At 46.7% G+C, this 25,629-nt stretch carries 21 protein-coding genes; 12 read left to right on the top strand and 9 right to left on the bottom strand.

What is annotated here, in order from left to right; genetic code table 11:
* The first annotated feature begins 189 nt into the window (after nt 1-189).
* The 5 genes from AAHK14_RS09795 to AAHK14_RS09775 all read left to right on the top strand — a co-directional run bounded on the left by AAHK14_RS09795 (nt 190) and on the right by AAHK14_RS09775 (nt 8,248).
* On the top strand, nt 190-1,962 hold the full coding sequence (locus tag AAHK14_RS09795; protein ID WP_194092666.1) for an acyl-CoA dehydrogenase C-terminal domain-containing protein: 1,773 nt from the start codon (nt 190-192) through the stop codon (nt 1,960-1,962).
* Between the two features lie 292 nt (nt 1,963-2,254).
* Entirely contained in the window at nt 2,255-4,564 is a 2,310-nt protein-coding gene (locus AAHK14_RS09790) for a site-specific recombinase (protein WP_065255730.1), read from the top strand.
* A gap of 5 nt (nt 4,565-4,569) precedes the next feature.
* Complete coding sequence (locus tag AAHK14_RS09785) at nt 4,570-6,474, top strand: AAA family ATPase (protein ID WP_194092667.1); 1,905 nt, start codon at nt 4,570-4,572, stop codon at nt 6,472-6,474.
* A complete protein-coding gene (locus tag AAHK14_RS09780) occupies nt 6,471-7,496 on the top strand; it encodes a type I glyceraldehyde-3-phosphate dehydrogenase (protein WP_194092668.1) in 1,026 nt (341 codons plus the stop codon). Before AAHK14_RS09785 ends, AAHK14_RS09780 begins: the two co-directional genes overlap by 4 nt.
* Nucleotides 7,497-7,603: 107 nt before the next feature.
* Nucleotides 7,604-8,248 (top strand): hypothetical protein, encoded by a 645-nt coding sequence (locus AAHK14_RS09775; RefSeq protein WP_083108371.1) that lies wholly within the window; start codon nt 7,604-7,606, stop codon nt 8,246-8,248.
* 156 nt (nt 8,249-8,404) lie between these two features.
* On the opposite strand, the gene recR is transcribed toward AAHK14_RS09775, so the two are convergent.
* The 3 genes from recR to AAHK14_RS09760 all read right to left on the bottom strand — a co-directional run bounded on the left by recR (nt 8,405) and on the right by AAHK14_RS09760 (nt 9,592).
* A complete protein-coding gene (gene recR / locus AAHK14_RS09770) occupies nt 8,405-8,998 on the bottom strand; it encodes a recombination mediator RecR (RefSeq protein WP_065255734.1) in 594 nt (197 codons plus the stop codon).
* The gene (locus tag AAHK14_RS09765; RefSeq protein ID WP_065255735.1) at nt 8,998-9,330 is read right to left on the bottom strand and encodes a YbaB/EbfC family nucleoid-associated protein; all 333 of its coding nucleotides are present in this window, start codon (nt 9,328-9,330) and stop codon (nt 8,998-9,000) included. The genes recR and AAHK14_RS09765 overlap by 1 nt, the downstream gene beginning before the upstream one ends.
* A 130-nt stretch (nt 9,331-9,460) precedes the next feature.
* A complete protein-coding gene (locus tag AAHK14_RS09760) occupies nt 9,461-9,592 on the bottom strand; it encodes a hypothetical protein (protein WP_255518752.1) in 132 nt (43 codons plus the stop codon).
* A gap of 59 nt (nt 9,593-9,651) precedes the next feature.
* Between AAHK14_RS09760 and AAHK14_RS09755 the strand changes: the two genes are divergently transcribed.
* A complete protein-coding gene (locus AAHK14_RS09755) occupies nt 9,652-10,938 on the top strand; it encodes an FAD-dependent monooxygenase (RefSeq protein ID WP_065255736.1) in 1,287 nt (428 codons plus the stop codon).
* A 249-nt stretch (nt 10,939-11,187) separates the two neighbouring features.
* Here the strand turns inward: AAHK14_RS09755 and AAHK14_RS09750 are convergent, their stop codons facing one another.
* The 3 genes from AAHK14_RS09750 to AAHK14_RS09740 form a co-directional block, all read right to left on the bottom strand.
* Complete coding sequence (locus AAHK14_RS09750; protein WP_156065069.1) at nt 11,188-11,349, bottom strand: hypothetical protein; 162 nt, start codon at nt 11,347-11,349, stop codon at nt 11,188-11,190.
* A 177-nt stretch (nt 11,350-11,526) separates the two neighbouring features.
* Nucleotides 11,527-12,354 (bottom strand): WG repeat-containing protein, encoded by an 828-nt coding sequence (locus AAHK14_RS09745; RefSeq protein ID WP_346818198.1) that lies wholly within the window; start codon nt 12,352-12,354, stop codon nt 11,527-11,529.
* A gap of 83 nt (nt 12,355-12,437) precedes the next feature.
* Nucleotides 12,438-14,081 carry a WG repeat-containing protein gene (locus AAHK14_RS09740; protein ID WP_156065177.1) on the bottom strand — a complete coding sequence of 548 codons (1,644 nt, stop codon included), beginning with the start codon at nt 14,079-14,081 and terminating at the stop codon, nt 12,438-12,440.
* Nucleotides 14,082-14,389: 308 nt separating this feature from the next.
* Here AAHK14_RS09740 and AAHK14_RS09735 point away from each other — a divergent pair, with 308 nt between their 5' ends.
* The 6 genes from AAHK14_RS09735 (at nt 14,390) to AAHK14_RS09710 (ending at nt 19,791) form a co-directional block, all read left to right on the top strand.
* Nucleotides 14,390-15,079, top strand: coding sequence for a pirin family protein (locus AAHK14_RS09735; RefSeq protein WP_065256509.1), 690 nt, complete (start codon nt 14,390-14,392; stop codon nt 15,077-15,079).
* A gap of 344 nt (nt 15,080-15,423) precedes the next feature.
* Nucleotides 15,424-17,028, top strand: coding sequence for a cytochrome ubiquinol oxidase subunit I (locus AAHK14_RS09730; RefSeq protein WP_065256510.1), 1,605 nt, complete (start codon nt 15,424-15,426; stop codon nt 17,026-17,028).
* 2 nt (nt 17,029-17,030) lie between these two features.
* Nucleotides 17,031-18,170: a cytochrome d ubiquinol oxidase subunit II gene (cydB, locus tag AAHK14_RS09725; RefSeq protein ID WP_065256511.1), complete on the top strand. Its 1,140-nt coding sequence runs from the start codon at nt 17,031-17,033 to the stop codon at nt 18,168-18,170.
* A gap of 10 nt (nt 18,171-18,180) precedes the next feature.
* On the top strand, nt 18,181-18,312 hold the full coding sequence (cydX, locus tag AAHK14_RS09720) for a cytochrome bd-I oxidase subunit CydX (protein ID WP_065256512.1): 132 nt from the start codon (nt 18,181-18,183) through the stop codon (nt 18,310-18,312).
* A 188-nt stretch (nt 18,313-18,500) separates the two neighbouring features.
* On the top strand, nt 18,501-19,082 hold the full coding sequence (locus AAHK14_RS09715; RefSeq protein ID WP_065256513.1) for a hypothetical protein: 582 nt from the start codon (nt 18,501-18,503) through the stop codon (nt 19,080-19,082).
* Nucleotides 19,083-19,122: 40 nt separating this feature from the next.
* Nucleotides 19,123-19,791 (top strand): hypothetical protein, encoded by a 669-nt coding sequence (locus AAHK14_RS09710; protein ID WP_065256514.1) that lies wholly within the window; start codon nt 19,123-19,125, stop codon nt 19,789-19,791.
* Between the two features lie 106 nt (nt 19,792-19,897).
* Here the strand turns inward: AAHK14_RS09710 and AAHK14_RS09705 are convergent, their stop codons facing one another.
* The 3 genes from AAHK14_RS09705 to ptsP form a co-directional block, all read right to left on the bottom strand.
* Entirely contained in the window at nt 19,898-21,574 is a 1,677-nt protein-coding gene (locus AAHK14_RS09705; protein ID WP_197035913.1) for a fructose-specific PTS transporter subunit EIIC, read from the bottom strand.
* A 132-nt stretch (nt 21,575-21,706) separates the two neighbouring features.
* The gene (locus tag AAHK14_RS09700) at nt 21,707-22,690 is read right to left on the bottom strand and encodes a 1-phosphofructokinase (protein WP_065256515.1); all 984 of its coding nucleotides are present in this window, start codon (nt 22,688-22,690) and stop codon (nt 21,707-21,709) included.
* Between the two features lies 1 nt (nt 22,691).
* Entirely contained in the window at nt 22,692-25,592 is a 2,901-nt protein-coding gene (ptsP, locus tag AAHK14_RS09695; protein WP_065256516.1) for a phosphoenolpyruvate--protein phosphotransferase, read from the bottom strand.
* Between the last annotated feature and the right edge of the window lie 37 nt (nt 25,593-25,629).

Raw genomic sequence — 25,629 nt, 5'->3', positions numbered from 1 at the left:
GGTTTATTTTTGGTTTGGAAAGAGATTTAATAAAAAAATAACACTTGCAATACAATATAACAATAATTTTATCAACATATTTATAAATGACCCATCAGTTCAAATCAGCCCTTGCCAAATGGCGGTTTTTTGGTTAAATTTTATCATGATTTTTCACTTTCTATTTTTAACGGACACAAGGACATCGCCATGACCCTATCTTATACCGCCCCTCTTGATGAAATGCGTTTTGTGTTAAACGACATTTTTGATGCACCAACCTTTTGGCAAAACACGCCTGCCCTATCCCATGTGGATGGCGACACCGTGGACATGATTTTGGACGAAATGGCAAAATTTGCCACGTCCACGCTGTTGCCCCTAAACCAATCAGGTGATGAAGAAGGGGCAAGCTATCTTGGAGACGGACAAGTCGCCACGCCACAGGGCTTTAAAGACGCATTTAGAGCCTATGCTGATGCTGGGTGGATTGGGCTTGGGGGCGACCCTGAATATGGCGGGCAAGGCATGCCAAAAATGGTAAGTATGCTCACTGAAGAGATGCTGTTTGCCACCAACCAATCATTCGCTCTATATCCTAACCTTACTGTAGGGGCGACATTGTGCCTACTGGCAAGCGGTAGCGATGAACAAAAGGCTCTGTACCTGCCCAAGCTATACAGTGGCGAGTGGTCGGGGACGATGTGTCTGACTGAACCACACGCAGGGACGGATTTGGGGATTATCAAAACAAAAGCTGTCCCCAACGCTGACGGCTCGTATGCCATCACAGGCACCAAGATTTTTATCACCGCAGGCGAGCATGATTTGACGGAAAATATCGTTCATCTGGTGCTTGCCAAAACGCCCAACGCCCCAGCTGGCTCAAAAGGCATATCGCTGTTTATCGTGCCAAAATTTTTGGTCAATGCAGACGGCAGTTTGGGCGAGCGTAATGGCGTATCGGCAGGCTCCATTGAGCATAAAATGGGCATAAAAGCGTCCGCCACGTGCGTCATGAACTTTGACAACGCCACAGGCTATATGGTGAGGGCGGAGAATACAGGCTTGGCAAGTATGTTTGTCATGATGAACTACGAACGGGTAACGATGGGACTACAAGGGCTTGGGGCGAGCGTGCTTGCTTATCAAAACGCTTGCAATTATGCCCATAACCGCTTGCAAGGGCGAGCCGATGACGGGGTTAAAAATGCTGACAAACCTGCCGACCCCATCATTCATCATGCGGACGTACGACGTATGCTTCTAAACGCCAAAGCAAACAGCGTGGCTTCTCGCACCTTTGCCATGTATGTGGCTCGTGAACTTGATACCGCTAAGTTCTCCGATGATGACAATGCCAAAAAAACCGCCTCCGCCAAGGTCGCCCTGCTGACCCCGATTGCCAAGGCGTTTTTGACCGACATGGCATTTAATGCGACCATTGACTGCCAGCAGGTGTTTGGCGGACACGGCTATATCAAAGAGTGGGGCATGGAGCAAATCGTGCGTGATACCCGTATCAGCCAAATCTATGAAGGCACCAACGGCATTCAAGCCCTAGACCTACTCGGGCGAAAAGTCGTCAAGGACGGTGGACGAGCGATGAGTGCGTTTATTGATGAAATCAAAGTGTCCGCCAATGCCCTGCCCGACAGCCCATTAAAGAGTGAAACGCTAAGGGCGTGCGATACGGTGGCGGACTTGACCGAACAGCTTATCAAGGTTGCAACTGCCGACCCCAACGCCATTAACGGCTCAGCGGTGGATTATCTACACACGGTGGGTTATCTGTGCTATGCCTATATGTATGTGCTGACCGTCAAGGCATGTGCGGATAAGGACGGAGATTTTTATGCCGATAAAGTCCGTCTCGCTGACTACTTTGTCGCTCGTATCCTGCCCCGCCTGCACGCTCATGCCGTCATGGCAAAAAACGGGGCGGATAGCATCATGGCATTTGATAAAGGGTTTTTTGGGTAAATTTATGTGATAAATTTATGCCATTATTTGTGCTATATAAAAATCGGGCAGACGTCCCGATTTTTATTTTTTCATCTCTCCCAATAAGTTCCATTAAACAGGCAAGACAACCTGATTTGTCATTTTATCAAACCACAAAAAAAATCTCTCACTATTTTAGAACATATTTAAGACGTACCCGCCTTTGGCATTTGCAATGAAAAATAAGAAAAATCGCTCATTGCTTTATAATTATCCCCAAAAACTGTGCTAAAATAGTCCATTTATCTAAATGCTCATTAAGGATAACCTTTTGCTAGACCATAGCTCTGACTTACGCCATATTTTACAATACATCAGCCTACTCCAAGAGTTGCCCGAACCTGCGTCTTTGAAACGTTTCATTGATGCCCTAAGAGTGACGGGCGATGATGAAGAAGCGGTCAATGCCAAAATCCGTGAACTCATTGACATCCTAAAAGAAAATCCTGAATATGGTGCAGGACTGGCGGCATTCATCCTGCGTTTGACAGACAGTTATCAGCGTATCACACTCTATGCAGATACGGGCATTATCTCTGATGACAGCTTTTCACACAGCATTAACCGCTTGATAGGACATCGTTTTTTGCCCCTACTGCCCAAAGAAGACTCGGTGGTGGAACTTGCCCACTATCTCTTTGACGGGGCGACCGATGAGAAATGGCTATCACTCATCACGCCTGAGCATTGGGATGAGCTGGTGGAACTTATCAAGGTTGATGAGAGCAGTTTAGAGCTGGTCGCCAGTGCTAAAAACAGCATACTAAACGCCTTGGTCATCTTATCCTATCGCATCAGTGGCATTGGGCTACACACCGAGATGATGGATACCTATCCGCAGATTTTAAACTACACCGCCGCCTTTGTCGCCCAAAACCAAGAAACCGTCCTGTTCGTCAATCAGTACCGTCAAGCCCATAACTTGGACGCCATGACCGACACCATGCCTGATGTGGACATTGACCCTGCCCCCTTGCTCGTCATGTTAGAGCAATGCAGTGACATCGTGGCAAACATTCGTAAACGAGTGTACAAAACAGGCATTTCCATTCGCATGACCAACATGCTCGTTCGCTTAGAGCAAAGCATTCATCGCATGCACATCTTACTTGAACTTGTCTCTGACAAAAATAAAAGCCGTGATAAAGCCATCGTAGAGCTGACCCAAGAGATTGTCCGCACCGCCAAAACTCGATACAGCTTTGGCTATCTCATCAAAAACAACACCCGCCTGCTGTCTCGTAAAATCACCGAAAACTCAGGTCAAGTGGGCGAGCATTACATCAGCACCGACAAGCTCGGCTACAAAAAAATGTACAAAAAGGCAGCCATTGGCGGATTTTTCATCGCCTTTATGGCAACCTTAAAAATCCTAGGCTCATCGCTTGTCCTTGCCCCCATCGGCAAGGCGTTCATGAACAGCATGATTTATGGGCTTGGCTTTGTCGGCATTCACATCGCAGGGGGAACGGTCGCCACCAAACAGCCTGCCATGACCGCCGCCGCCATCGCCTCCACCATCTCCGAGAGTGGCAACAAAAAAACCAAACAGCTGACCAAACTTGCCGAACTCATTGTTGATATCCTAAGAACGCAGTTCATCGCCATCATGGGCAACATCTCCATCACCATGCCCATCGCCCTACTTATCGCCTTTGGCTGGGTGCAGTTCTATGGCGAGCCGATGATTAGCACCGAAAAGGCTGCTTATCTACTTCACGAGCTTGACCCCTTGCGTTCACTCTCCTTGCCACACGCTGCCATCGCTGGGGTATTTTTGTTCCTATCAGGACTTATCTCGGGGTATTATGACAACCTTGCCGCCTTTAACAAAATCGGCGAGCGGGTCAAACGTCATCGCCTGCTTGCCCGTCTCATGCCCCAAAACTGGCAAAATCGTCTTGGCAGTTTTGTAGAAGCCAATCTTGGGGCGATTATGGGTAACTTTATCTTTGGCTGTTTTTTGGGCAGTACCGCCACCATCGGCTATATGCTTGGACTGCCACTTGACATTCGCCACATCGCCTTTGCCTCCGCCAACCTTGTACATGGACTGTTTTTCTTATCCCCTACTGATTTGACATGGCAACTTGCCCTATATGCCTTTGTTGGCGTGTTACTCATCGGTATGGTGAACCTGATTGTTAGTTTTTCGCTGTCGCTCATGATTGCCCTGCGTTCCAAAGAAGTACATTTTAGCCAGTGGAAAGATTTGGGCGAGCTGATGTTCAAACATTTCATCTCGCGCCCACGGGACTTTTTCATTCCTAGAAATGAAAGTGTCAAATACGCACGCATTGACAGCGAAGGACGGATTATTTATGATGACAACGTCAAAGAAACTGCCATTCCTAGTGGTTCGGTCGTTCGTCGCCTAGGCAGTAAAAAAACAGACCCCCTAAAAGACATCCAAAATGCGGTCAATGTCGCCAAAACCGACCTAAGCCAAGGCATGCTCGATAAAGTCAAGCAAGATGACAAGCCTGCTCAGGCGGGCGAGATGGGGCTTGACATGAACAGTGAGACCAATGCCAAAAACCCACTACCCAAGCCTGACAAACCGCCACAACTACCAAAGTAAATGCCATGAAACAAAGTACCGCACTTGATATTTTAAAAACAGGACAAAACGTCTTTTTGACAGGGCAGGCAGGGGCAGGCAAAACCTATGTCCTAAACCAGTACATTCACTACCTGCGAGTGCGTGGCATCTCAGCTGCCATCACTGCCAGCACTGGCATTGCCGCCACGCACATGAATGGCATGACGATACACGCATGGTCTGGTATGGGTATCAAAGACAGCTTTACCGATGAAGATTTTAAACGCCTAAGATATCGCCAAGCCGTGACCGACCGCCTAAGAGACGCTAAGGTACTCATCATTGATGAGATTTCCATGCTCCATGCCAAACAAGTAGATTTGCTGGACGAGATTTTACGCACCATTCGTGATAATGACGCCCCTTTCGGTGGGGTGCAGGTGATTTTCTCGGGCGACTTTTTTCAGTTGCCCCCTGTTGGTAACAAGGGTGAGAGCAACAAGGAGAAGTTTGCCTTTATGGCAAAGGCATGGAAAACCGCCAATTTTCAAATCTGCTACCTATCAGAACAGCACCGCCAAGCAGGGCATGATGAGCGTGAACGGTTTGGCATGAGTCTAAATGACATCTTGAACCAAATCCGCCATCAGGACGTGGACGCCCTTGCCCAAGATATCCTACTTGGCACTCGCCATAACGACATCAGCGACAATTGTACACGTCTGTACACTCATAATGGCAATGTGGATAGCATCAACCAAGAACAGCTTGCCCTACTAGATGGCGACGCTCACACCTTTGACTGCACCACCTATGGCGATAAAGCCCTGATAGAAATGCTTGCCAAAAACGTCAAAGCCGCCCCATCTTTGACCCTAAAAATCGGGGCTCGGGTCATGTTTGTCAAAAACAACCAAAACCTTAGTGTCTCTAATGGCACGATGGGCGAAGTGGTTGATTTTATCGCCCTGCCACAAGCAAACATTGATGGCAGTGACGAGCCTACCAGCACCATCAAATATCCCATGATACGACTCGACAATGGTCGCATGGTCTATGCCGAGCCTGATGAGTGGACGATAGAAGACAACCAAGGCGAGATATTAGCCAGTTACAGCCAAATCCCCCTTGCCCTAGCATGGGCAATCACCATTCACAAAAGCCAAGGCATGACCCTAGATGCTGCCGAGATTGACCTATCTCGCACCTTTGAAATGGGGCAAGGCTATGTTGCTCTCTCTCGCCTGCGGTCACTGGACGGCCTAAAACTCCTTGGCATGAACAAAAACAGCCTACTATTAGATGAATGGGTGTTTCACGTCAATAACCGTCTATTAGAGATTGCCGACGAACAAGCCGAAAAGTTCTACGCCTTAGATGATGATACGCTAAGCGAGATTCACAAACAGTTCATCATCGCCTGTGACGGCATTACTGATGATGCCATCATCGCTCGCCAAGAAAAACTTTTGCAAAAAGTCAAAGATGAGCAAGCCCGCAAACAGCACATCAATGCCAACCAAACCCAAGGCAAATCACCCACCCAAGTTGGCAAAACCCTAGATGAGACCCTAGCACTCATCAAAAAAGGTCTAAGCCTTGATGAGATAGCACAGCGACGCCAGCTTGCCAAATCCACCATCATCAGCCACATCACTCAGCTCATCGAGCGTGATGGCAAAGACGACTACCTGCGTTTTGCCCCCAGTGATGACGAGCTACACGCCATCAAAGCCATCTATGATAAGCTCGACGCCCAAGGCGAATTTGAAGGCGGTGTCAAGCTCAAACCCATCGTGGAGATGAGTGGCAAAGGCAATGGCTATTACAACATCGCAAGGCTAGCGTTGGCGTTTTTGGACATCTCCAAACCCGATAAAGCCGACACAACAGACACGGCAGATGACAGTAAAACAACCGACAGTAGTACCAACAAGGATAAGCCATGACACTTCGCCTTGCCATCAACGGTTTTGGACGCATTGGGCGAATGCTACTGCGTGCGTACTTGTCCGACATCACAAGGTTTGACCGCCTTGACATCATCGCCATTAATGATGTGGCAGACGCTCACACGCTCCTGCATTTATTAAAATTTGACAGCACGCACGGCAGACTGGGTGTGGACGCACATCTACAAGATGATTATTTGATTTTACAAAAAAACGGGCAAACCCTATGTCAGATTTTACTACTTAACCAAAAAAACCCCACCGACATCGCATGGGGCGAGCTTGACATTGACGTGGTATTAGAATGCACGGGGCATTTTCGCTCCTATGATGATGCAAGTCTACACCGCTTATCAGGGGCAAAACAAGTCATCATCGGCTCTGCCCCCTTTGATACGGTGGATGCCAGCGTGGTCATGGGGGTTAATGATGAGATACTGCACACCGATTTGCCCATCATCTCAGGTGTGTCCTGCACCACCCAAGCCCTAGTTCCCCTACTGCACACTTTGCAAGTCTATGGCATAGACAGCGTGATGATGACCGAGATTCATGCCGTAACCGCCGACCAAACAGTGCTAGACCAAGCCCACCGAGACCTAAGACGAGCAAGAGCATCAGGGCAAAACATCATTCCCACCACATCAAGTAGCATTAACGCCACTGTACGGGTGTTGCCGTTTTTACAAGGCAAATTAAGCGGGCATTCTATTCGAGTGCCGACTGTGAACGTTGCCTGTATTGACATCACGGTCATCTTTGAAAAAGACCCTACCCTTGACGACATCAGAGAACTACTCAAACACACGAGCCAACACCGCCTGCGTGGGATTATGGATTATACTGATGAACCGCTTGTTTCATCTGACTTTATCGGCGACACCCATTCGCTCATCATAGACGGCTCTCAGCTTATGCAGGCAGGTCGTCAATTTAAAATCCTAGCATGGTATGATAACGAAGTCGGCTATGCCAATCGCTTGCTGGATATGTGTGTGGCGTTAAGCAAAGCAAAATAATCCCAGCATCCATGCCCAAAAAAAGCCCAAAAACAAAGAGTTACACAACAGCCATGCAACAATGCCGATAGTGTGCTATATTATGCGTTTTTAACACTCGTATTAACATGACTGACCGTTTTATTTTACAAGAAGTACTGACTGATGATGTGCCGTTTCGGGTGCATAATGTCAAGATAGACAAATTCATCTGTGAGCAGGATTTGCCACTCATGCTATTGGCTCATTATGACCGCCTAAGCGATGAGTTAAAAGCCCAAAAGCCCTTGACCGACTTTTTTGGGCAGATGAATGACCAAGTAACCACAGCACAGGCGTGTGCGATTTTTGGGGTCAGTCCCGACAGCTTACGCCCTGCCACCCACATCAAAATCACAGGCACGAGTGTCATCGTGTGGGATGACTTCCCCCTTGCCCTGCATTTGCAATTTACCAACACCGCCAAAGACAGCCAAACCACCGATGAGCGTGACATTGCCCAAGCGGTCGCTGATGAGATTGGCAACATCCTACTGTCAGGCAACGTCAATGTTCTGCACAAAAATACCGCCAAGGAGCTGGTAAGCGTTGATTTGTCCGATGATGAATTTGTCATCACGCCCAGCGATAACTACACTCGCCTGCCTAACAGTCACGCCCTTGCCACCACCCAAATCCTAAATCACATCAGGCACACCACCCCCCAAGCCATGGCATACCTAAACCATGCCCTGCGTGATAAAATCATGGAGCATGCACAAGAGCGGTTTTAGGGGTTTGGGGTGTTTTATCCATAACACTTTTACCAAGATAATTTGATAAAATAATCGTCCTTTGTATTTCAAGCAACCCACGCAACAAAAAACGGTTGGATAATCCCAACCGTTTTGGCTATTTAAAGCGAAAGTGGCTCAAACTGATAAATTTAGTTATAAAAACGCCCGATTTTGTAAGGCTTGGTGCAAGGTTAGACTATCAACATAACCCAGCTCTCCGCCCATGGGAATGCCTTGGGCGAGACGAGTAATGTTATCCACGTGAGCTTTTAGGGCATCATGGATAAAAAAAGCGGTGGTCTGACCTTCGACCGTCGCCCCCGTGGCAAGAATCAGCTCGCTAATGGCGGACTTTTTGACCAACGCCACCAGCTCATCCATGTGCAAATCATCCGCCCCGATACCGTCCAAGGGCGACAGATGACCGCCCAGCACAAAATACCGCCCACGATACGCCCCACTTTGCTCAATCGCCACCACATCGGAAGCACGCTCCACCACGCACAGCTGACTGTCATCACGGCGGGCATCGGCACAAATGGAGCAGATGTCATCATCGCTAAATGAATGGCAGATTTGACATTCTTTAATCTCATTCATGGCAATCTCCAAGGCATAGGCAAGTGCCAAGCCTTGGGGGCGTTTTTTGGACAGTAGTTCTATCGCCATGCGTTGGGCAGACTTTTGTCCGACAGACGGTAGGATTTGCAAGGCTTTGACCAGTTGGTCAAATTTGGGGGTGAGCATTAACCAAACAGTCCTTGCATGCCCTTAGGCAGACCCATGCCTGTGGTCGCCCCTGCCATAATCTCTTCATGTAGCTCATCTGCTTGACGTACCGCATCATTAATGGCAGCTGCCACCAAATCTTCAATCATGTCAGGCTCATCACCCATCAAACTTGGATCGATAGATAAGCGTTTGACCACATGGCGACCTGTCATGGTCACTTTTACCAGTCCATTACCTGCTTCGCCTTGGACTTCTTTTTGGGCAAGGGTTTTTTTGGCGGATTCGACGTTTTGCTCAACCTGCTTTTGCATGGCTTGGGCTTGTTGCATGAGTGCTTGAATGTTCATCATAAACTCCAAAGGGTAATAAGTTGTGGGTAATATGGTCAGCCATTATAACAAAATTTTAACTTAATGGGAAATTGTTATCATAGGGCGTGTTGAACATTGATAACATTTTTGTAGAATATGGTATAATTTAACACTTTAAATCCATTTTTGTATGAAAAATGGCTAAATCTTGTTTTTCATCGTCAAAAGCTCGTTTGATAGAACGACTATCAAACTTCACTTTTTCCTTGAAAAACGGGCGATTTTTCTCATTTTTCATTGCAAATATCAACATTCAACACGCCCTAATACACCATCCATTTATCCAGCGAGACAGTCATGACAGCCCCACACCCTGACACCACACCTGAGCATAACCACGTCATCATCATCGGTGGCGGTCATGTCGGACTGTCCTTTGCCCTGCTTTTGGCTCATCACGGCATTTATAGCACGCTGTTGGAGACGGTCAAATACCCGACCATCGCCCCCGACCAAGACCGTGAACGCCAGTCTTATCTAGACAGTCGCAACACCGCTTTGTCTAGACGTAGCGTGCAGATTTATCATGAGATTGGGCTGTGGGATGAGTTGGACAGCCACGCCTGCCGTATTGATAAGGTGCTAATTAGCGAGCTTGGTAGCTTTGGGCGAGCGACACTGGATAAACAAGCGGAGAACGTTGAGAGCTTTGGCTTTGTCATGGAAAACGCATGGCTAGGACGGGTACTGCTCCAAGCGGTCAAGGCAAGCCCCTATGTACGCCTGCATGATGACACCCAAGTGACCGCCATTAGCCAAGATGATGACATGGCTCATGTTACCGCCATCAGCCAAGATGACGGCACGGGCAACGGCAACATTCAGCTATCTGCCCCACTGGTCGTGGCGTGCGATGGTCAGCACTCGCCTACTCGCCACATGCTCGGCGTGGGAGCAGACAGTCATGATTATGGGCAAGTGGGTATCGTTGGCGTGGTTGAGACAGACACGCCACATGAGCATGTCGCCATTGAAAAATTCAGCCCTGCCGGACCGTTGGCGGTGCTACCGCTACCCGACAGCACAGATGGCAAATATCGCCGTTCGGTCGTCTTTATCTGCCCAAAAGGCGATGAACACGCCTACTTGCATGATGACGCCCACTTTTTGGCGACACTACAACAAGTGTTTGGCACGGATGCAGGGCAGTTTGTACAAGCAGGCAGACGTGGGGCATACCCTTTGACCAAAGTACTGGCTCATCGGCAGGTCGTCGGTCGCTGTGTCCTCATGGGTAATGCCGCTCACACACTACACCCTGTGGCAGGTCAAGGCTTCAACCTGTGCTTACGAGATGCTTACGCTCTTGCCAAACTTTTGGGCGAGAACCTACAAAACGCCCAAAGCGGTAAATTTGGCATGACCACCCCCGACTTTGGCAACCAAGCACGCCTGCTAGGCTATGAACAATCCCGCCAAACCGACCAAAAGCGAGTGATTAAATTCTGCGACACTGTTGTTGGTAGTTTTACCAGTGCCAATCCTGTCATGAAAGTGGCTCGTAATGTCGGACTGATTGCCTTTGACAAAATCCCCTTTGTCAAACCGATGGTTGCCACCTATGCGATGGGGTTAAAATCTTGATGGTTTGGCGTGCCTGCTTTTGTACAATAATACATTTAAATTGACAACCCCATTCTCAACTTTATAACAAGCAGGGCGTGTTAAACCTTTATAACACTATTTACAATTTAGATATACAGCTAGGGCGTGCCTACCATTGATAACATTTTTATAAAATAAGATGAAAAATTGACAATTTCAATCAATTTTTGCATGAAAAATGGCTATCCAACCACTTAATTTAAAAAATTAAGTGAAAATCTTAAAATTTTACATAATTAAGTGGTCGGATTGTTTTTCATAATAAAAACTTGTCTGATACACCCAGCCAACTTGATATTTACCACGGGTTTGTAGGGGTGTGCTGAGTACACCCTTTGATGACAGTACCGTGTAAGGCGTGCACAGCACGCCCCTACATCCAAGCATCATTGCGTTTGTAGCAATTTTAAAGTTTATTGAGTGTAGAACGACTATCAACCTGCGTTTTTTCCTTAAAAAACGTGCGATTTTTCTCATTTTTCATTGTAAATAAAATATTCAACACGCCCTAATAAAATTCAAATTTGTTAGCTGTAAAAATCAAAATGTCCATTTGGCACTTTTGTTTTAATCAATGCGTTTGCCTGTTTTGTCGATATAAAAGGTTTCACCATTTAATTCAACAATGGCTTTATCCATTACAAAATCCCAAACATGGTTGTATTGAATGGGAATAACAGCTTTGCCTGCTTTATCTACAAAACCATATTTACCATTTTGTTTTACTTTTGCCAAACCATCCAAAAACTTCTCGGCATAATCATATTGGATAGGAATGACAACTTTCCCTGTTTTATCAACAAAGCCGTTTTTGCCATTTTGTTCTACTCCTGCCAAGCCATCTGAAAATCTCTCAGCATAATCATATTGAAAGGAAATCGCCACTTTACCTGTTTTTTCTATAAAACCCCATTTACCATCCTGCTCAACGCCTGCCAATCCTTCCGAAAAATTTCTAATATCATTGTATTGAATGGGAATAACTACCTTGCCTGTTTTGTCAATATAACCCCATTTGCCATTTTGTTTGACACCTGCCAAGCCTTCTGAAAAAGCTCTGATATCATCATAGTAAAAAGGGATAATTATCTTGCCTGTTTTATCAACAAAACCCCATTTACCATTTTGCTTCACCCCTGCTAGACCTTCTAAAAAGTTAAAAGCAAAGTCATATTGAATAGGAATAATCACTTTGCCTGTTTTATCAATATATCCCCATTTGCCATTTTGACTTACTCCCGACAAACCTTCTTTAAAATCCAAAATATCATCATATTGAATAGGAATAATCTGCCTGCCATTTTTATGGACAACTCCCCACTTATTATTTTTTGCCACTTTTGCCAAATCATCCACCAAGCAACTCACAGTATCATACTCTGACATCTCTGGCATTTCACACGCCAAAGCAGATAAGGGCAAAAGGGATAGGGTGATGATAAGGGGGTTTAGAAATTGTTTCATAATTGTTTCCTTGGTTAGTTAATGCGTTTGCCTGTTGTGTCTATATAAAAGGTTTCGCCGTTTAATGATACTTTGGCTTTACCATTGATAAAAACCCAAACATAATCATATTGAACAGGGATAACCACTTTACCTGTTTTATCAATAAACCCCCATTTGCCGTTTTGTTTTACTCCTGCCAAGCCCTCTGAAAAGCTCCAAACATAATCATATTGAATGGGAATAACCACTTTACCTGTTTTATCAACAAAACCCCATTTGCCGTTTTGTCTTACTTTTGCCAAGCCCCCTGAAAAGCTCCAAGCATTATCATATTGAACAGGGATAACCACTTTACCTGTTTTGTCAATATATCCCCATTTGCCGTTTTGTTTCACTCTTGCCAAACCATCTGAAAAATTCTGAGCATCATCATATTGAATGGGAATAACTAATTTGCCAAAATCATCAACAAATCCATACAATCTATCTCTTGATACTTTAATTCTATCAGCAGTCTTAAGTTGCATCCCATAGGAATTCTCAGATGGTGTATAAATTCCATCATAAGGCTTCTTGTTGATGATGTTGGTTTGATTGTCCATAAGATAATAATCGTAATAAAAAAACTGATCCTCTTTGACTTTTTCTAACAGAATCAAATTTTCTGATAAGCGTTCGATATTTTTGTATTTGATGGGTATTATGGCATGATTATTTTTGTTAATCATGCCATATTTGTCGTTTAGCCTAACAATGGACAAACCATGTCTAAACCTGCCTGCCGAGTCATAATCCAGTGGAATGACTTCTTTTCCTGTATCATCAATAAAACCGTTTTTGCGGGTTTCTTTGTTATAAACAACAGCCAATCCCTCCGAAAAATCTCCAAGATAATCATAAATAAAAGGCGTGAGTGGCTTAGCTTGACTGTCAAACAATCCAAATTTTGTGTCTTTTGTTGCCCTTATCAAACCCCCAGATAAAAAGTCAATTTCTTGGTAAGAAAAAGGCAAGATAATCTCTCCTGTTTTGGTAATAACCCCTTTGTGATTGTCATCGGCTTTTGCAATAAATAAATCATCAGTTGCCATGCTAAGATATTTATATTCTGGCTTAACAACAATTTTACCATTTTTATCAATCAGCCCATAACGGTAGCTTAAATATTTGGTTGGTTGTCTTTGATGTATTTTTGCCACACCATTGGGCAGTTTTTGTATAAAACTATATTCAAAAGGTAAAACGATATTGGAATTTTTATCAATTAAACCAAATTTATTATCTTTTCTGGCTAATATCAAATCTTGTGAAAAATACTCCAAAAGACTGTACTCAACAGGTATGATAACTCCCTTTGTTTTATCAATCCAACCAATCTTTTTATTTTGTGTTACTTGAACGATATTATTTGAAAAATCAAAGATATCATCGTAATCGGTGTATATGGTTGGTTTACCTGTCCGGTCAATGAATTGCCATTTGCCATTGCTTTTTACGCCTGCCATGTTTTGATGAAAAGAATGTATTTCATCATACAAAAAATCAATGATAAGTTGGTTATTTTTATCAATAAATCCCCATTTGTTATTTTTCTTGACACCAATTTTATTTTCAGACACATCCAATATATCATCGTATGATAAAGGAATGATGATGTGATTGTTTTTGTCAATCATGCCCCATTTGCCGTTTTGTTCCACACTTGCTAAACCACCCTGCAAACAACCCACATGATTATATCCCGTTACCTTTGGCACTTCACACGCCAAAGCGGATAGGGGTAAAAGGGATAGGGCAAAAATAAGGGGCTTGATATTTATGATGATTTCCTAAAAAGTATGGGTTTATCATAATCAATTTAGGCGATATTGACAAGCGTGTTTTATTTTTCCCATTAAGAAAAGATACATCAACCAAACCGCTATTTATTTACCACTTTTAAAGATTTATAATGGGATAAATTTTAAAAACATCAGGTATTTTTATGATTATCCCTAGACTGTCGCACGAGCGTGGTTTTGCCGAGCATGGTTGGCTAACCAGTCGCCATAGCTTTTCGTTTGCCGATTATTATGACCCTAATTTTATGGGCTTTTCTACCCTTAGAGTCATCAACGAAGACTGGATAGCCCCAAGCATGGGCTTTGGTATGCACCCACACAAAGACATGGAGATTTTGACCTATGTGTTGTCGGGGTCGGTCGCTCATAAGGACAGTATGGGCAACAGCGAGACCGTGCCAGCAGGCGAGTTTCAGCTCATGTCAGCAGGGACGGGCGTGCGTCATTCGGAGTTTAACCCGAGCGACACGGACGAGCTACATCTCTACCAAATTTGGATAATGCCCAATCGCATGGGCGTAACCCCACGCTATGAGCAGGCAAAGTTTGATGACCATATGGGCGGTACGCTAATCCTGTCGCCCACAGGGGAGCGTGGGTCGTTTGTGGTGTATCAAGACACAAAACTGTGGCGGTATCAGTTGGACGGCGAGCAAGTCGTGAGCCTTGATAAAGGCAGAGCCTACTGGCTACAAGTCGCCAAAGGGTCTGTCATGATAAATGGTACACAGTATCAAGCAGGCGATGCGGTGGCGATAATTGATGAGAACCAAATCATCGCTCAAAGTGATGAATTTGCAGAATTTTTGTTGTTTGACTTGCCGATGTCGTAGATTTGGCATGGCGTTTTTACTCTTTTTATTGACCTTAAAACAGACAAGTTTGGCTTGTCTGTTTTTTGTTTGGGTTTTTGTTTAGGATTTAATTGATGTATTTAAAATGAATAATATTTAACCATTTATCAACAGTTTTCGCCTTGACAAAAATGATTTTTAATCACAAAATTACCCAACAATATGTGTGTCCATTTAGGGTGTGCCTACCATGACAATGCTTTTTTAACAAGCCATGTCAAATTTATTGTCATATAACCCACACTATTTATTATTTATTTGCTTGTTGTTTATATTAGATTATGCTAATATAAATGCCGATATATTATTACACTGGTGAGCCTATGATTACCGAGTCTTTGGTAGATGTCTCACGGCTACAATTTGCCGTAACAGCATTATTTCACTTTTTATTTATCCCCCTAACGCTTGGCATGACATGGCTGTTGGTCATCATGGAGTCGGTGTATGTCATCACAGGCAAAGAGATTTGGAAAGACATGACCCGCTTTTGGGGTAAGCTCTTTGGCATTAACTTTGCTTTGGGGGTTACCACGGGCATTACGATGGAGTTCCAGTTTGGGACGAACTGGGCGTATTATTCGCACTATGTCGGCGATGTGTTCGGAGCCCCACTTGCCATTGAAGGCTTGATGGCGTTTTTCTTAGAATCCACGATGGTCGGGCTGTTTTTCTTTGGTTGGGAGCGAATGAGCCGTGTGCAACATCTCATCACCACCATACTCATGGCACTGGGGACGAACCTGTCGGCTCTGTGGATTTTAATTGCCAATGGCTGGATGCAAAATCCTGTGGGGGCGGAGTTTAACTACCAGACCATGCGAATGGAAATGACCAGTTTCGCCCAAATCCTGCTAAACCCTGACGCTCAAAATAAATTTGTCCATACCGTCTCGGCAGGCTATGTGGTCGGAGCGATGTTTGTGCTGTCGGTGTCGGCTTGGTATCTGCTCAAAGGGCGTGATGTCGCCTTTGCCAAACGCAGTTTTCATGTGGCAGCCGCCTTTGGTTTTGCGTCCATTTGTAGCACCATTGTGTTAGGCGATGAGTCGGGTTATTCTATCGGGCTGGCTCAGCAGACCAAACTTGCCACCATGGAAGCGATGTGGGAGACCGAGCCTGCCCCTGCCGGCTTTAATGTCGTGGCACTCATCAACGAAAAAGAAGAAAAAAACGACTGGGCGATACACGTCCCCTATGCCATGGGTATCATCGGCACACGCTCGCTGGATAAAGAGATATTAGGCATTCATGACATTAAGGAGATTAACGAAGAGCGAATCGTCAGCGGTATCTTTGCGGTCAGTGCCTTAGATGAGATGCGTGCGAGCATGGCAGACGGCAAGGCGGTCAATCCTGAGACATTAGCACAGTTTGAACACCACAAAAACGATTTGGGTTTTGGCTTACTGCTCAAAAAATACACCCATGACGTTACCCAAGCCACCCCCGACATGGTAAAATCCGCCACCAATGACACCATTCCTAAGGTAACACCCATGTTTTGGACGTTTCGTATCATGGTCGGTTTGGGCTTTTTGATGTTGGTGCTGTTTGCCTTATCGCTATTTTTTACCATTAAGGGCAATTTTATGGAGAAAAAATGGCTGTTAAAATTTGCTGTCATCATGCTCCCTGCCCCTTGGATAGCTGCCGAAGCAGGTTGGTTCGTTGCCGAATATGGTCGCCAGCCGTGGACGGTGTATGGGGTATTGCCGACACATTTGTCGGTGTCCAACATCGCCATTAGCAATGTAATATGGTCGCTGATTGGCTTTGTGGTGTTTTATACCATTTTGTTTATCATTGAGATTTATCTGATGCAAAAATACGTCCGTCTGGGCCCTGCCAGTCTCGGCACAGGGCGGTATTTTGGCGAAAAAAGCGACAAAAACATCATCAACCCCAATGAATTTAAAGGAGTATAACCATGCTATTTGATTATGAAACTCTAAAATTCATCTGGTGGCTCATCATCGGTATCTTGCTCATCGGCTTTGCGATTATGGACGGTCATGACATGGGCGTGTGTAGTCTGTTGCCCTTTGTCGGCAAAACCGACAAGGAACGGCGTGTGGTCATCAACACCATTGGGGCTCACTGGGAAGGCAATCAGGTGTGGTTCATCACGGCAGGCGGGGCAATTTTTGCCGCTCTGCCCTTGCTGTACGCCACGGCATTTAGCGGGTTTTATTGGGCGTTAATGGCGGCATTGTGGGCGTTGTTTTTTCGCCCTGTGGGGTTTAAATACCGTAGCATGGTCAAAGATGAACGCTGGCGGACGGCATGGGATTGGGGACTGTTTATCGGCTCGTTCGTGCCTGCCTTGATTTTTGGGGTGGCGTTTGGCAACTTGTTTTTGGGCGTGCCATTTGGTTTTGACAATCAGCTTGTCTCTACTTATACTGGCTCGTTTTGGGGTTTGCTGTCGCCCTTTGCCCTGCTCTGTGGTCTGGTGAGTGCCTTTATGATGATAACCCAAGGCGGGGTATATTTGGCTCATCGCACAGTCGATGACATTCAAGCTCGCACCAAAAAATTAACCACTATCTCTGCCGTCATCATGTCGGTGCTGTTTGTATTGGCAGGCTTTTGGGTGGCAAACCTTGACGGCTATGTCATCACCAGTTCGGTGGACAAAAACGCCTTGATTGACCCCGCAAGTAAGACCGTCATCACCGAACAAGGGGCGTGGCTTGCCAATTTTAAGGCAAATGGGGCATTGTGGGCGTTTCCTGCCTTGGGTGTCATCATGCCTATCGTGGCGGTGCTTGTCATGAAAGCAGGACGCACCTTGACTGCCTTTGTGCTGTCTAGCGTGGGCGTGCTTGGGGTGATTATGACCGCAGGCGTGGCTTTATTTCCTTTTTATATGCCGTCATCGTCCGACCCCCGTTCGAGCTTGACCGTGTGGGACAGCACGTCTAGCCAGTTTACACTCATGGTCATGGTCTATGTGGTGGTGTTTATCCTGCCTGTGGTGGTCGGCTACACGAGCTGGGCGTACGCTATCATGCGGGGCAAGGTTACCAAAGCTTACATTAAAGAGAACGAACATACACTATATTAGGAGATAACTCATGTGGTATTTTGCATGGATATTAGGATTGGGCTTTGCCGTACTGCTGGCGATTATCAGTGCCGTGTGGGTAGAGTTTGAAGACAGCCGAGAAGAAGCGTTCTATGGTAAGGATAAGGAGCGGGATGGGTAAGGTTAATTCATGCTTTTTATCAATTCAAATCGGATAGGAGACTGTCCGATTTTTTATTTTTATCCGCAAAAGTCATCATCAATAAAACCGATTTGGTAAATAAAAATTATCAATTACCGCTTGACGCACCTCCCCCCCCCCGACGATATATAATACCCATTTGTCTAATTCATGGATGGGTAACTGTCATGTTAAAAAATGTTTTTGCCAAAATTCTTTTGGTGTCTTATTTATTCTTGTTTGGTGGTATTGGCTTGGTGGGCATGCACTTCTTTAGCAATCACAATGCCAGTACAGGCGGTGGCATACCCGCAGAGTCCGCCCTAAGTGTGGTTGAAGGTAAAGTGGTTGAAGGTCGTGATGTTACCTTAGAGACCAAACGTCGCCGTGGACCAAACAGCGCCGAGCAGTTTTATGAGCTGGACGTACAGCCAACATCAGGACAGATGGTCAAGCTACGACTAGACCATGATTTGGAGCAGTCTCGCATTGAGAGCGTCCTAGAAGAACAAATCACCGCCAAATATGATGCTACTGATGAGAACATCACTTATGACATCGTCATGAATGGTACAGGGGTCATCACCTACCAAGAGATGGCAACCAAAGCCCAAATCAAAGCGGACAAACAAGCTGAGTTTTTTGGCGATGATGCGATGTTGCAGGCAGGGATTTCATGGATTATCATGGGCATGATTGGCTTGCTTGGTCGTCATCTGCTTACCCGTAGTCGCAAACCTGCCAAGACCCCAACTCAGGATAATGCCTAATTTTATTTAAATTTCGTTTAACCCAAAGGAGATAACTCTCATGAAAAAAGCAATCCTACCACTGAGCTTGGTTGCTCTATTGACTGCCTGTGGCGGTGACAAAACAGAAACCGCCCCGCCAGCACCAACCACAGCCGAAACACCAGCAACGCCAACAACACAACCTGCCCCAACCGAGCCTGCCGTTGATGTCGCCACAGCAGAAGAGACTCCTGCCACAACCGTTCATCCCTTGACAGATGCAGCAAAACTACAAAAAGTTCAAGATGAACTGCTGGCACTGCCCCAATTTGCAGGCAAGGAGTTAAAATTCTTCCAAGGCGTTAATTTTACTGACATCCAAATCAGCATTGACATCCAAGACCCCGACAAGCCTGAGAATATTGATAACTACATCTACAAATGGTCAGACGGCAAATGGAGCGAACCCACTCCTGTTCAACTCTCTGGCGGTGGCGATTTAGAACCAAACCTAACACCAATGCACGACTTGCGTTTTGCTGACGTAGCGGACAAATTCATCAAGCTATACAACGAAACAGTGGAAAAAGACGACTTGACCCCTATTGAAGAAGTGCCAAGCGTGGTGAGTTATGTGTTGTTCGTGCCAAACCAAGACCGTTTCTGGCAGACATCACTAGATACTGACCGTGCCAAAATGTTGCTACGCATGAACACAGACGGTACTTTTAGAGAAATACTAAAATAAAACTAACAAAACAACCTAAATTAAAATCGGACGGGAGACTGTCCGATTTTTTACCGTTCAATTTTTATAACACCAAAAACCCTGCCAGCCGACAGGGTTTTTATCATTATGCCACCATTTTTTGCGGTTCTTTTTGGCGGATAAAGGCATACAGCACGCCAGTTACCACGCTGCCAACCGTGATAGCCACCAGATACATGAGCGGTTGTGAGACGAACGGTATCACAAACAGTCCGCCATGCGGTGCTTGTAGCCCGATACCAAGCCCCATAGAAATCGCCCCTGCCAACGCCCCACCGACCACAGACGCGATAATCACACGAGCAGGGTCAGCCGCCACAAAGGGCAACGCCCCTTCTGAGATAAAGCACAGACCCAGCACAAAGGACGCTTTGCCAGCGTTACGCTGATTGTCATTAAACTTATTTTTGGCAATCCACGTCGCTATCGCCATGCCAATGGGCGGCACCATACCCCCTGCCATTGCCGCCGCAATCGGTGTAAACACCCCTGAGGCAATCATACCCACCGAGAATGTATAGGCCGCCTTATTCACAGGACCACCCATGTCGGTACACATCATCGCTCCCAAAATCAGCCCCAAGATAATGGCATTGGTGTCATTCATGGTTTTTAGCCACTCGGTTAGGGTGGTCATGAGTGCCGCCACAGGCGGATTAATGGCATAGACCATAAGCAGACCGACAATGAGCGAACCCAATAACGGCAATATCAAAATCGGCTTTAAGGACGTCAAACTGGCAGGTAGTTTGACGACATCATTTAAAAACTTGACCGTATAACCTGCCAAAAAGCCAGCAATAATACCACCCAAAATCCCCGCCCCTGCGGTATTGGCAAGCATACCACCAATCAAACCCACCGCCAAACCGGGGCGGTCAGCGATAGAGTACGCCACATAGCCGGCAAACACCGCAATCATCAAGGCGAATGCACCGCCCCCACCGATGTCCATGAGTGCTTTTGGTAAGCCAAAGGCAATGCTCTCATCTTTGAAGGCTTCCACGCCAAACATAAAGGACATGGCAATGAGCAAACCACCTGCCACCACCAATGGTAACATATGCGACACGCCTGTCATTAGGTGCTTATACAGCCCTTTTTTCTCATCGCTCTCGCCTGCCGTGCTTGCACTTTGGGTGCCACCATAAACGCTTGCCTGCTCAAAGGCTTTGGCAAATTCTTGCTCGGTTTTTTTGAGTGCCAGTCCTGTGGACGTGCGGTACATTTTTTTGCCACTAAATTTGGACAAATCCACGTCAATATCCGCCGCCACAAACACCAAATCCGCCTGTGCCACTTCGTCTGCCGTAATGGCATTACCCACGCCAACCTGTCCACGGGTCTCTACCTTGATATTCCAGCCCTGTGCTTTGGCATAGTTCTCAATGGCTTCTGCCGACATAAAGGTATGAGCCACCCCTGTCGGGCAAGCGGTTACCGCCACGATGTTACGCACCGATGAAGTTGCCGACTTTAAAACCGCTTGGTCGGTTTGGGTAGGCGTAAGCAGTGTCTTTAAATAATCCACATCGCCAAATTTGGCTGAGTCAAGCTCGTGCTGATTTAGATAAATGACCTGCTCGGTGCTGGCTCGCTCATCATCAGTGATGACAATGCTCACACCATGAGCGGTGTTTTTGTCTGTGGTAAATTGTGCATCAATGCCATTTTTTTGCAAACTGGCAACCAACTGCTTGGCAATGAGCAAGCCATAAGCAGAATTATCCGCCACGCTAATGGCATAAGTTTTGTTTGTCATAGGGTTTGCCTATTTTTATTTTTAAATTTTAATGCTTAACATGGATATGATTAAGACAGTTTTATCAAGGTAAATCAATCCGCCCCATAGCCAATTTTTTAAAATGCGTTTTTAAACTGCCTTCAACTTAGATTAAGCTAATTTTTCCACAGCAACCTGCTCAATTAAGTCATTTAGCACGTCCTGCTCTGGCACTTTAAAGCCAATGATAGAGACCGCATGAGCCGATAACGCAGTGGCACGCACCAACGCCGTCTGTGGCTCGTCATTGGCTAATAACCCAAAAATCATGCCTGCCACAAAGGTATCGCCTGCTCCGACTGTGCTTTTGATTTTCATGGTTGGCGGAACGGCACGATACAGCTCACGAGTCTCGCCATGACGTCTTAGCCAATGCACGCCCCGCTCGCCCATAGACACAAAAATATGCTCAATATCACTGTGAATCTCATCAAAAAGTGCCACCTGCTCATCTAAGCTCTCAACAGGCACGCCAAAGACTTCGGTCAGCTCATCGGTGTTAGGCTTGATGAGCCATAACGGATAACGCATGGCGATTTTTAGGGCTTCACCACTGACATCAACCGCCACTTTATCATGAATGTCGGTCAAAACCGTCAACAAATGGTCAAAATCCGACAAACCAAAACCTGTCGCCAAACTGCCAGCAATCAGCACCGCATCACAGGTAGGGGCAAGCTGTGCCACCTGCTCAAAAAAGTGCAGTTTGTCGGTCTCGGTAACCACAAACCCTTGTCCATTGACATCTGTGGTACGCCCAATGCCATAATAATCATCGGTAAGCTTAATGTTGGTGCGAGTAATGCCTGCCACACGCACAAAGTTATCCACCACTTGACCCAAATTTTCGCTGTGATTGAGTGCTTCACGCTCGCCAAAGAGCCGATTAAAAATGCCGTCATTATCGCCACCTAAGAACCCTGTGGCAACGGTATCCACACCCAAATCCGCCAAAATCTGAGCCCCATTTAGCCCCTTGCCTGCGGCGTCCATTTGGCTAGATACGGCACGATTGACCGCTCCTAGTTTTAATTCGTCCAGACTGACAGTTAGGTCAATGGCAGGGTTTAGGGTAATGCAAAGTACTTGTGTCATCTTAGGATTCCTTAGCAACGGTCAAGGCACGCACTTCGCCAGCACTGGTGCAGGCTAGGGCTTTTTTGGCAAGGTACTGGCAATCGGCAAAGTTTAGCTCACGCACCACCGCCTTGGCAAGGGCGATACTGCCTGCCGACATGGACAGCTCGTCCACGCCCAGCCCCACCAGTATCGGTATGGCTCGCTCATCGCCTGCCAGCTCGCCACACACGCCCACCCATTTGCCGTGAGCGTGGGCGTTGGCAACGGTGTTTTGGATAAGTCTTAGCACGCTTGGGTGCAGACCGTCCGCGTCCTTTGAGAGCGTGGCATGACCACGGTCAATGGCAAGGGCATACTGAGTCAAGTCGTTGGTGCCAATGCTAAAAAAGTCCACTTCACTGGCAAACACATCCGCCATGACCGCCGCACTTGGTACTTCTATCATCATGCCTACTTGGAGCTTGTCATGGGGGTGGTCGGTCAGTACTTTATCTAGTATGGCTTTGGCATCGTGCCATTCTTCTAATCTGCCTATCATGGGAAACATGATACGCAAATCACGCCCCTTGGACGCCTTAATCAAGGCGATGAGCTGATTTTCTAATAAAGCAGGCTGTCTTAGGGTCAAGCGAATGCCACGCACCCCCAAAAATGGGTTGTCTTCAAACGGCATGGGCAGATATGGCAAAGGTTTATCGCCACCGACATCTAAGGTACGCACCACGAGCGGGCGACCGTCTAAGGCATCAAACACCTGTGTATAATCCGCCACCTGCGTGTCAATATCAGGCACGCTCTGATGACTCATGAACACAAGCTCAGTACGCAGTAGCCCCACCGCTTCCGCCCCACTCTCCACCGCCATCTTAGTATCATGAACATTACCCAGATTGACGGCAATCTCCACCTGATGACCATCTTGGGTAATGGCAGGATTTAGGGCGGTTTCACTGGCTAGGCGTTTACGCTCCGCCCAGCTTGCTTGCTCAGCTTTGGCGACCGCCACCATCTCATCGGTTGGTGCAACCACAAACCAACCTTGACCGCCATCTATCAGCACCTGTTCGCCATCGTTAATGTCAAGCACGCCCTTGCCCGCCCCCACAATCGCAGGAATGCCCAACGCTCGGGCAACAATCGCACTGTGCGAGCTGGCACCGCCCACCGCCGTGATAATCCCTGCCACGCGTGCAGGGTCTAGGCGTGCCACATCGGACGGTAGTAGGTCTTCTTTGATAAGCACATACGGCTCATCAGGCTCGGCAGTGAGCGTTTGTCCTGTGAGCTTGGCAAGCACTTTTTGTCCGACATCTCGCAAATCCGCCGCTCGCTCGGCAAGCAGATGATTGGCAACGCTCGCCTGCACTTTTGCCAACTGCTCAATATGAGCGTGCCACGCCGCCGCTGCCGATAGCCCATCATCAATGCCGTCTTTTGCCCCGTGCGTGACTTCTTCATCATCAAGCAGAGCCACATGAGCGGTAAAAATCTTGGCAATGGACATTTTTTTGGCGTGCTGTACAAAGTCGGTCAGCTCTGCCTTGACCGCCCCAATCGCCTGTTGCAAGCTCGCCCACTCGCTCGCCTTATCGCCCCCTTGCACCGCATAATCAAAGCGTGTTTGGCGTGCCACAAATGCCACACCATGAGCCAGCCCTACTGACGCTGATGTGGCGTGCGTGCGTTCGCCTTTGGTGATAATGGTATTATCGGACAAGTCAAGCACAGGGGCAGGTTCATGGTTTTCTTGGCTATTTGCTTGGTTATTTGCTTGGCTGTTACTTATCGGTGTTACTTCTTCACCCAGTCCGTCTTGTACCGCTTGGATAAGTTTGGGTAGATACTCGGTCGCATCGGTATTCGGCTCGGCGATGAATGTTAGGCTCTGCCCCCGTGTCGCCCCCAGTGAGAGCAATTTGGTTAGGCTTTTGGCGGAGACATACGCCCCATTATCCACCGCCACTTTTAGCTCGCCTGTTGCCCCTTTGGCAAGCTCGGATAAGGCAGTGGCAGGACGTGCGTGCAATCCATGAGCATTAAGCAGTACCACACTTGCCGACTGCCAATGCACGGCACGCTCGGCACCAAGCCATTCGGCAAGCTCGCCCACGCTAAGGGCAGTCAGCTTGGCATTAAATTCATCATTTAACAAAACATCATACACCCCTGCCAATGCCTGCTTATCGGTGTGGCGATTGCCAGCAATCACCGCCAACGCTTGCACCGTCTTATCCTGCCATGCTAGGGCTTTTTTGGCAACCACCAACGCTAGGGCAGGCTCAGCAACCAGCTCATCATGCTCTAAGGTTACACAGCCCAAATGTGATGACAGTTGCACAAAGGCAGGACGAATGCCAACCACCCCTGTTATCTTGCCTTGATTTTTTAATACATTGACCGCCACGCCATACAGCTCATCGATATCGCTGGCTACTACTTCGGTTTTTAATAAATTCTCATGCACCACAAAGCTGGTTTTGCCGTGTACCTTATCGCCATTGATGATTGTGATAATTTGCTCTGCTGTCTTGGCATTTTTGATGTCATCTGCCACATCATCGCCAAGCGTGCGAGTCAGTTGCCTTAAAATGGACAAATGCTCATCGGATTTGGCACAAATCCCCACCAACAAATACGCTCGCTCGCCGTCATCATTCCACACTACGCCATCGGCAAAATGCACGAGTCGCACCCCTGTTTGTTGCACACAAGCGCGTGATTCTGGCGTGCCATGCGGAATGGCAATCCCCTGCCCCAGATAGGTACTGGTCTGTGCTTCACGGGCTTGTAGTCCCGCAAGATAATCGGCAGTCGCCAGTCCGTCTTCGCTCAATATCTTGGCAAGCAAGGATAAGGCTTCGTCTTTATTGGTAGCCTGTGCATTCATACGCACGTCAGTGGCGGTGAGATTTAACATAGATTTCCTTATAAGATAAAGGATAATTTAAAATATT

It is taken from the genome of Moraxella sp. K1664 (assembly GCF_039693965.1).
GTDB lineage: Bacteria > Pseudomonadota > Gammaproteobacteria > Pseudomonadales > Moraxellaceae > Moraxella.
Note: the sequence above shows the minus strand (reverse complement) of the source record. Positions and strands in the feature narration are given on the sequence as shown.

Excerpts from the sequence above, each read along its gene's own strand:
- AAHK14_RS09700 (WP_065256515.1), bottom strand. The coding sequence starts at position 22,690 with ATGACACAAGTACTTTGCATTACCCTAAACCCTGCCATTGACCTAACT.
- cydX (WP_065256512.1), top strand. The coding sequence starts at position 18,181 with ATGTGGTATTTTGCATGGATATTAGGATTGGGCTTTGCCGTACTGCTG.
- AAHK14_RS09765 (WP_065255735.1), bottom strand. The coding sequence starts at position 9,330 with ATGAACATTCAAGCACTCATGCAACAAGCCCAAGCCATGCAAAAGCAG.
- AAHK14_RS09775 (WP_083108371.1), top strand. The coding sequence starts at position 7,604 with ATGACTGACCGTTTTATTTTACAAGAAGTACTGACTGATGATGTGCCG.
- AAHK14_RS09710 (WP_065256514.1), top strand. The coding sequence starts at position 19,123 with ATGAAAAAAGCAATCCTACCACTGAGCTTGGTTGCTCTATTGACTGCC.
- AAHK14_RS09755 (WP_065255736.1), top strand. The coding sequence starts at position 9,652 with ATGACAGCCCCACACCCTGACACCACACCTGAGCATAACCACGTCATC.
- AAHK14_RS09745 (WP_346818198.1), bottom strand. The coding sequence starts at position 12,354 with ATGCCAGAGATGTCAGAGTATGATACTGTGAGTTGCTTGGTGGATGAT.
- AAHK14_RS09795 (WP_194092666.1), top strand. The coding sequence starts at position 190 with ATGACCCTATCTTATACCGCCCCTCTTGATGAAATGCGTTTTGTGTTA.
- AAHK14_RS09740 (WP_156065177.1), bottom strand. The coding sequence starts at position 14,081 with ATGATTGACAAAAACAATCACATCATCATTCCTTTATCATACGATGAT.
- AAHK14_RS09780 (WP_194092668.1), top strand. The coding sequence starts at position 6,471 with ATGACACTTCGCCTTGCCATCAACGGTTTTGGACGCATTGGGCGAATG.
- AAHK14_RS09735 (WP_065256509.1), top strand. The coding sequence starts at position 14,390 with ATGATTATCCCTAGACTGTCGCACGAGCGTGGTTTTGCCGAGCATGGT.
- AAHK14_RS09705 (WP_197035913.1), bottom strand. The coding sequence starts at position 21,574 with ATGACAAACAAAACTTATGCCATTAGCGTGGCGGATAATTCTGCTTAT.
- AAHK14_RS09715 (WP_065256513.1), top strand. The coding sequence starts at position 18,501 with ATGTTAAAAAATGTTTTTGCCAAAATTCTTTTGGTGTCTTATTTATTC.
- cydB (WP_065256511.1), top strand. The coding sequence starts at position 17,031 with ATGCTATTTGATTATGAAACTCTAAAATTCATCTGGTGGCTCATCATC.
- AAHK14_RS09785 (WP_194092667.1), top strand. The coding sequence starts at position 4,570 with ATGAAACAAAGTACCGCACTTGATATTTTAAAAACAGGACAAAACGTC.
- AAHK14_RS09750 (WP_156065069.1), bottom strand. The coding sequence starts at position 11,349 with ATGATGCTTGGATGTAGGGGCGTGCTGTGCACGCCTTACACGGTACTG.
- AAHK14_RS09760 (WP_255518752.1), bottom strand. The coding sequence starts at position 9,592 with ATGAAAAATGAGAAAAATCGCCCGTTTTTCAAGGAAAAAGTGAAGTTT.
- recR (WP_065255734.1), bottom strand. The coding sequence starts at position 8,998 with ATGCTCACCCCCAAATTTGACCAACTGGTCAAAGCCTTGCAAATCCTA.
- ptsP (WP_065256516.1), bottom strand. The coding sequence starts at position 25,592 with ATGTTAAATCTCACCGCCACTGACGTGCGTATGAATGCACAGGCTACC.
- AAHK14_RS09730 (WP_065256510.1), top strand. The coding sequence starts at position 15,424 with ATGATTACCGAGTCTTTGGTAGATGTCTCACGGCTACAATTTGCCGTA.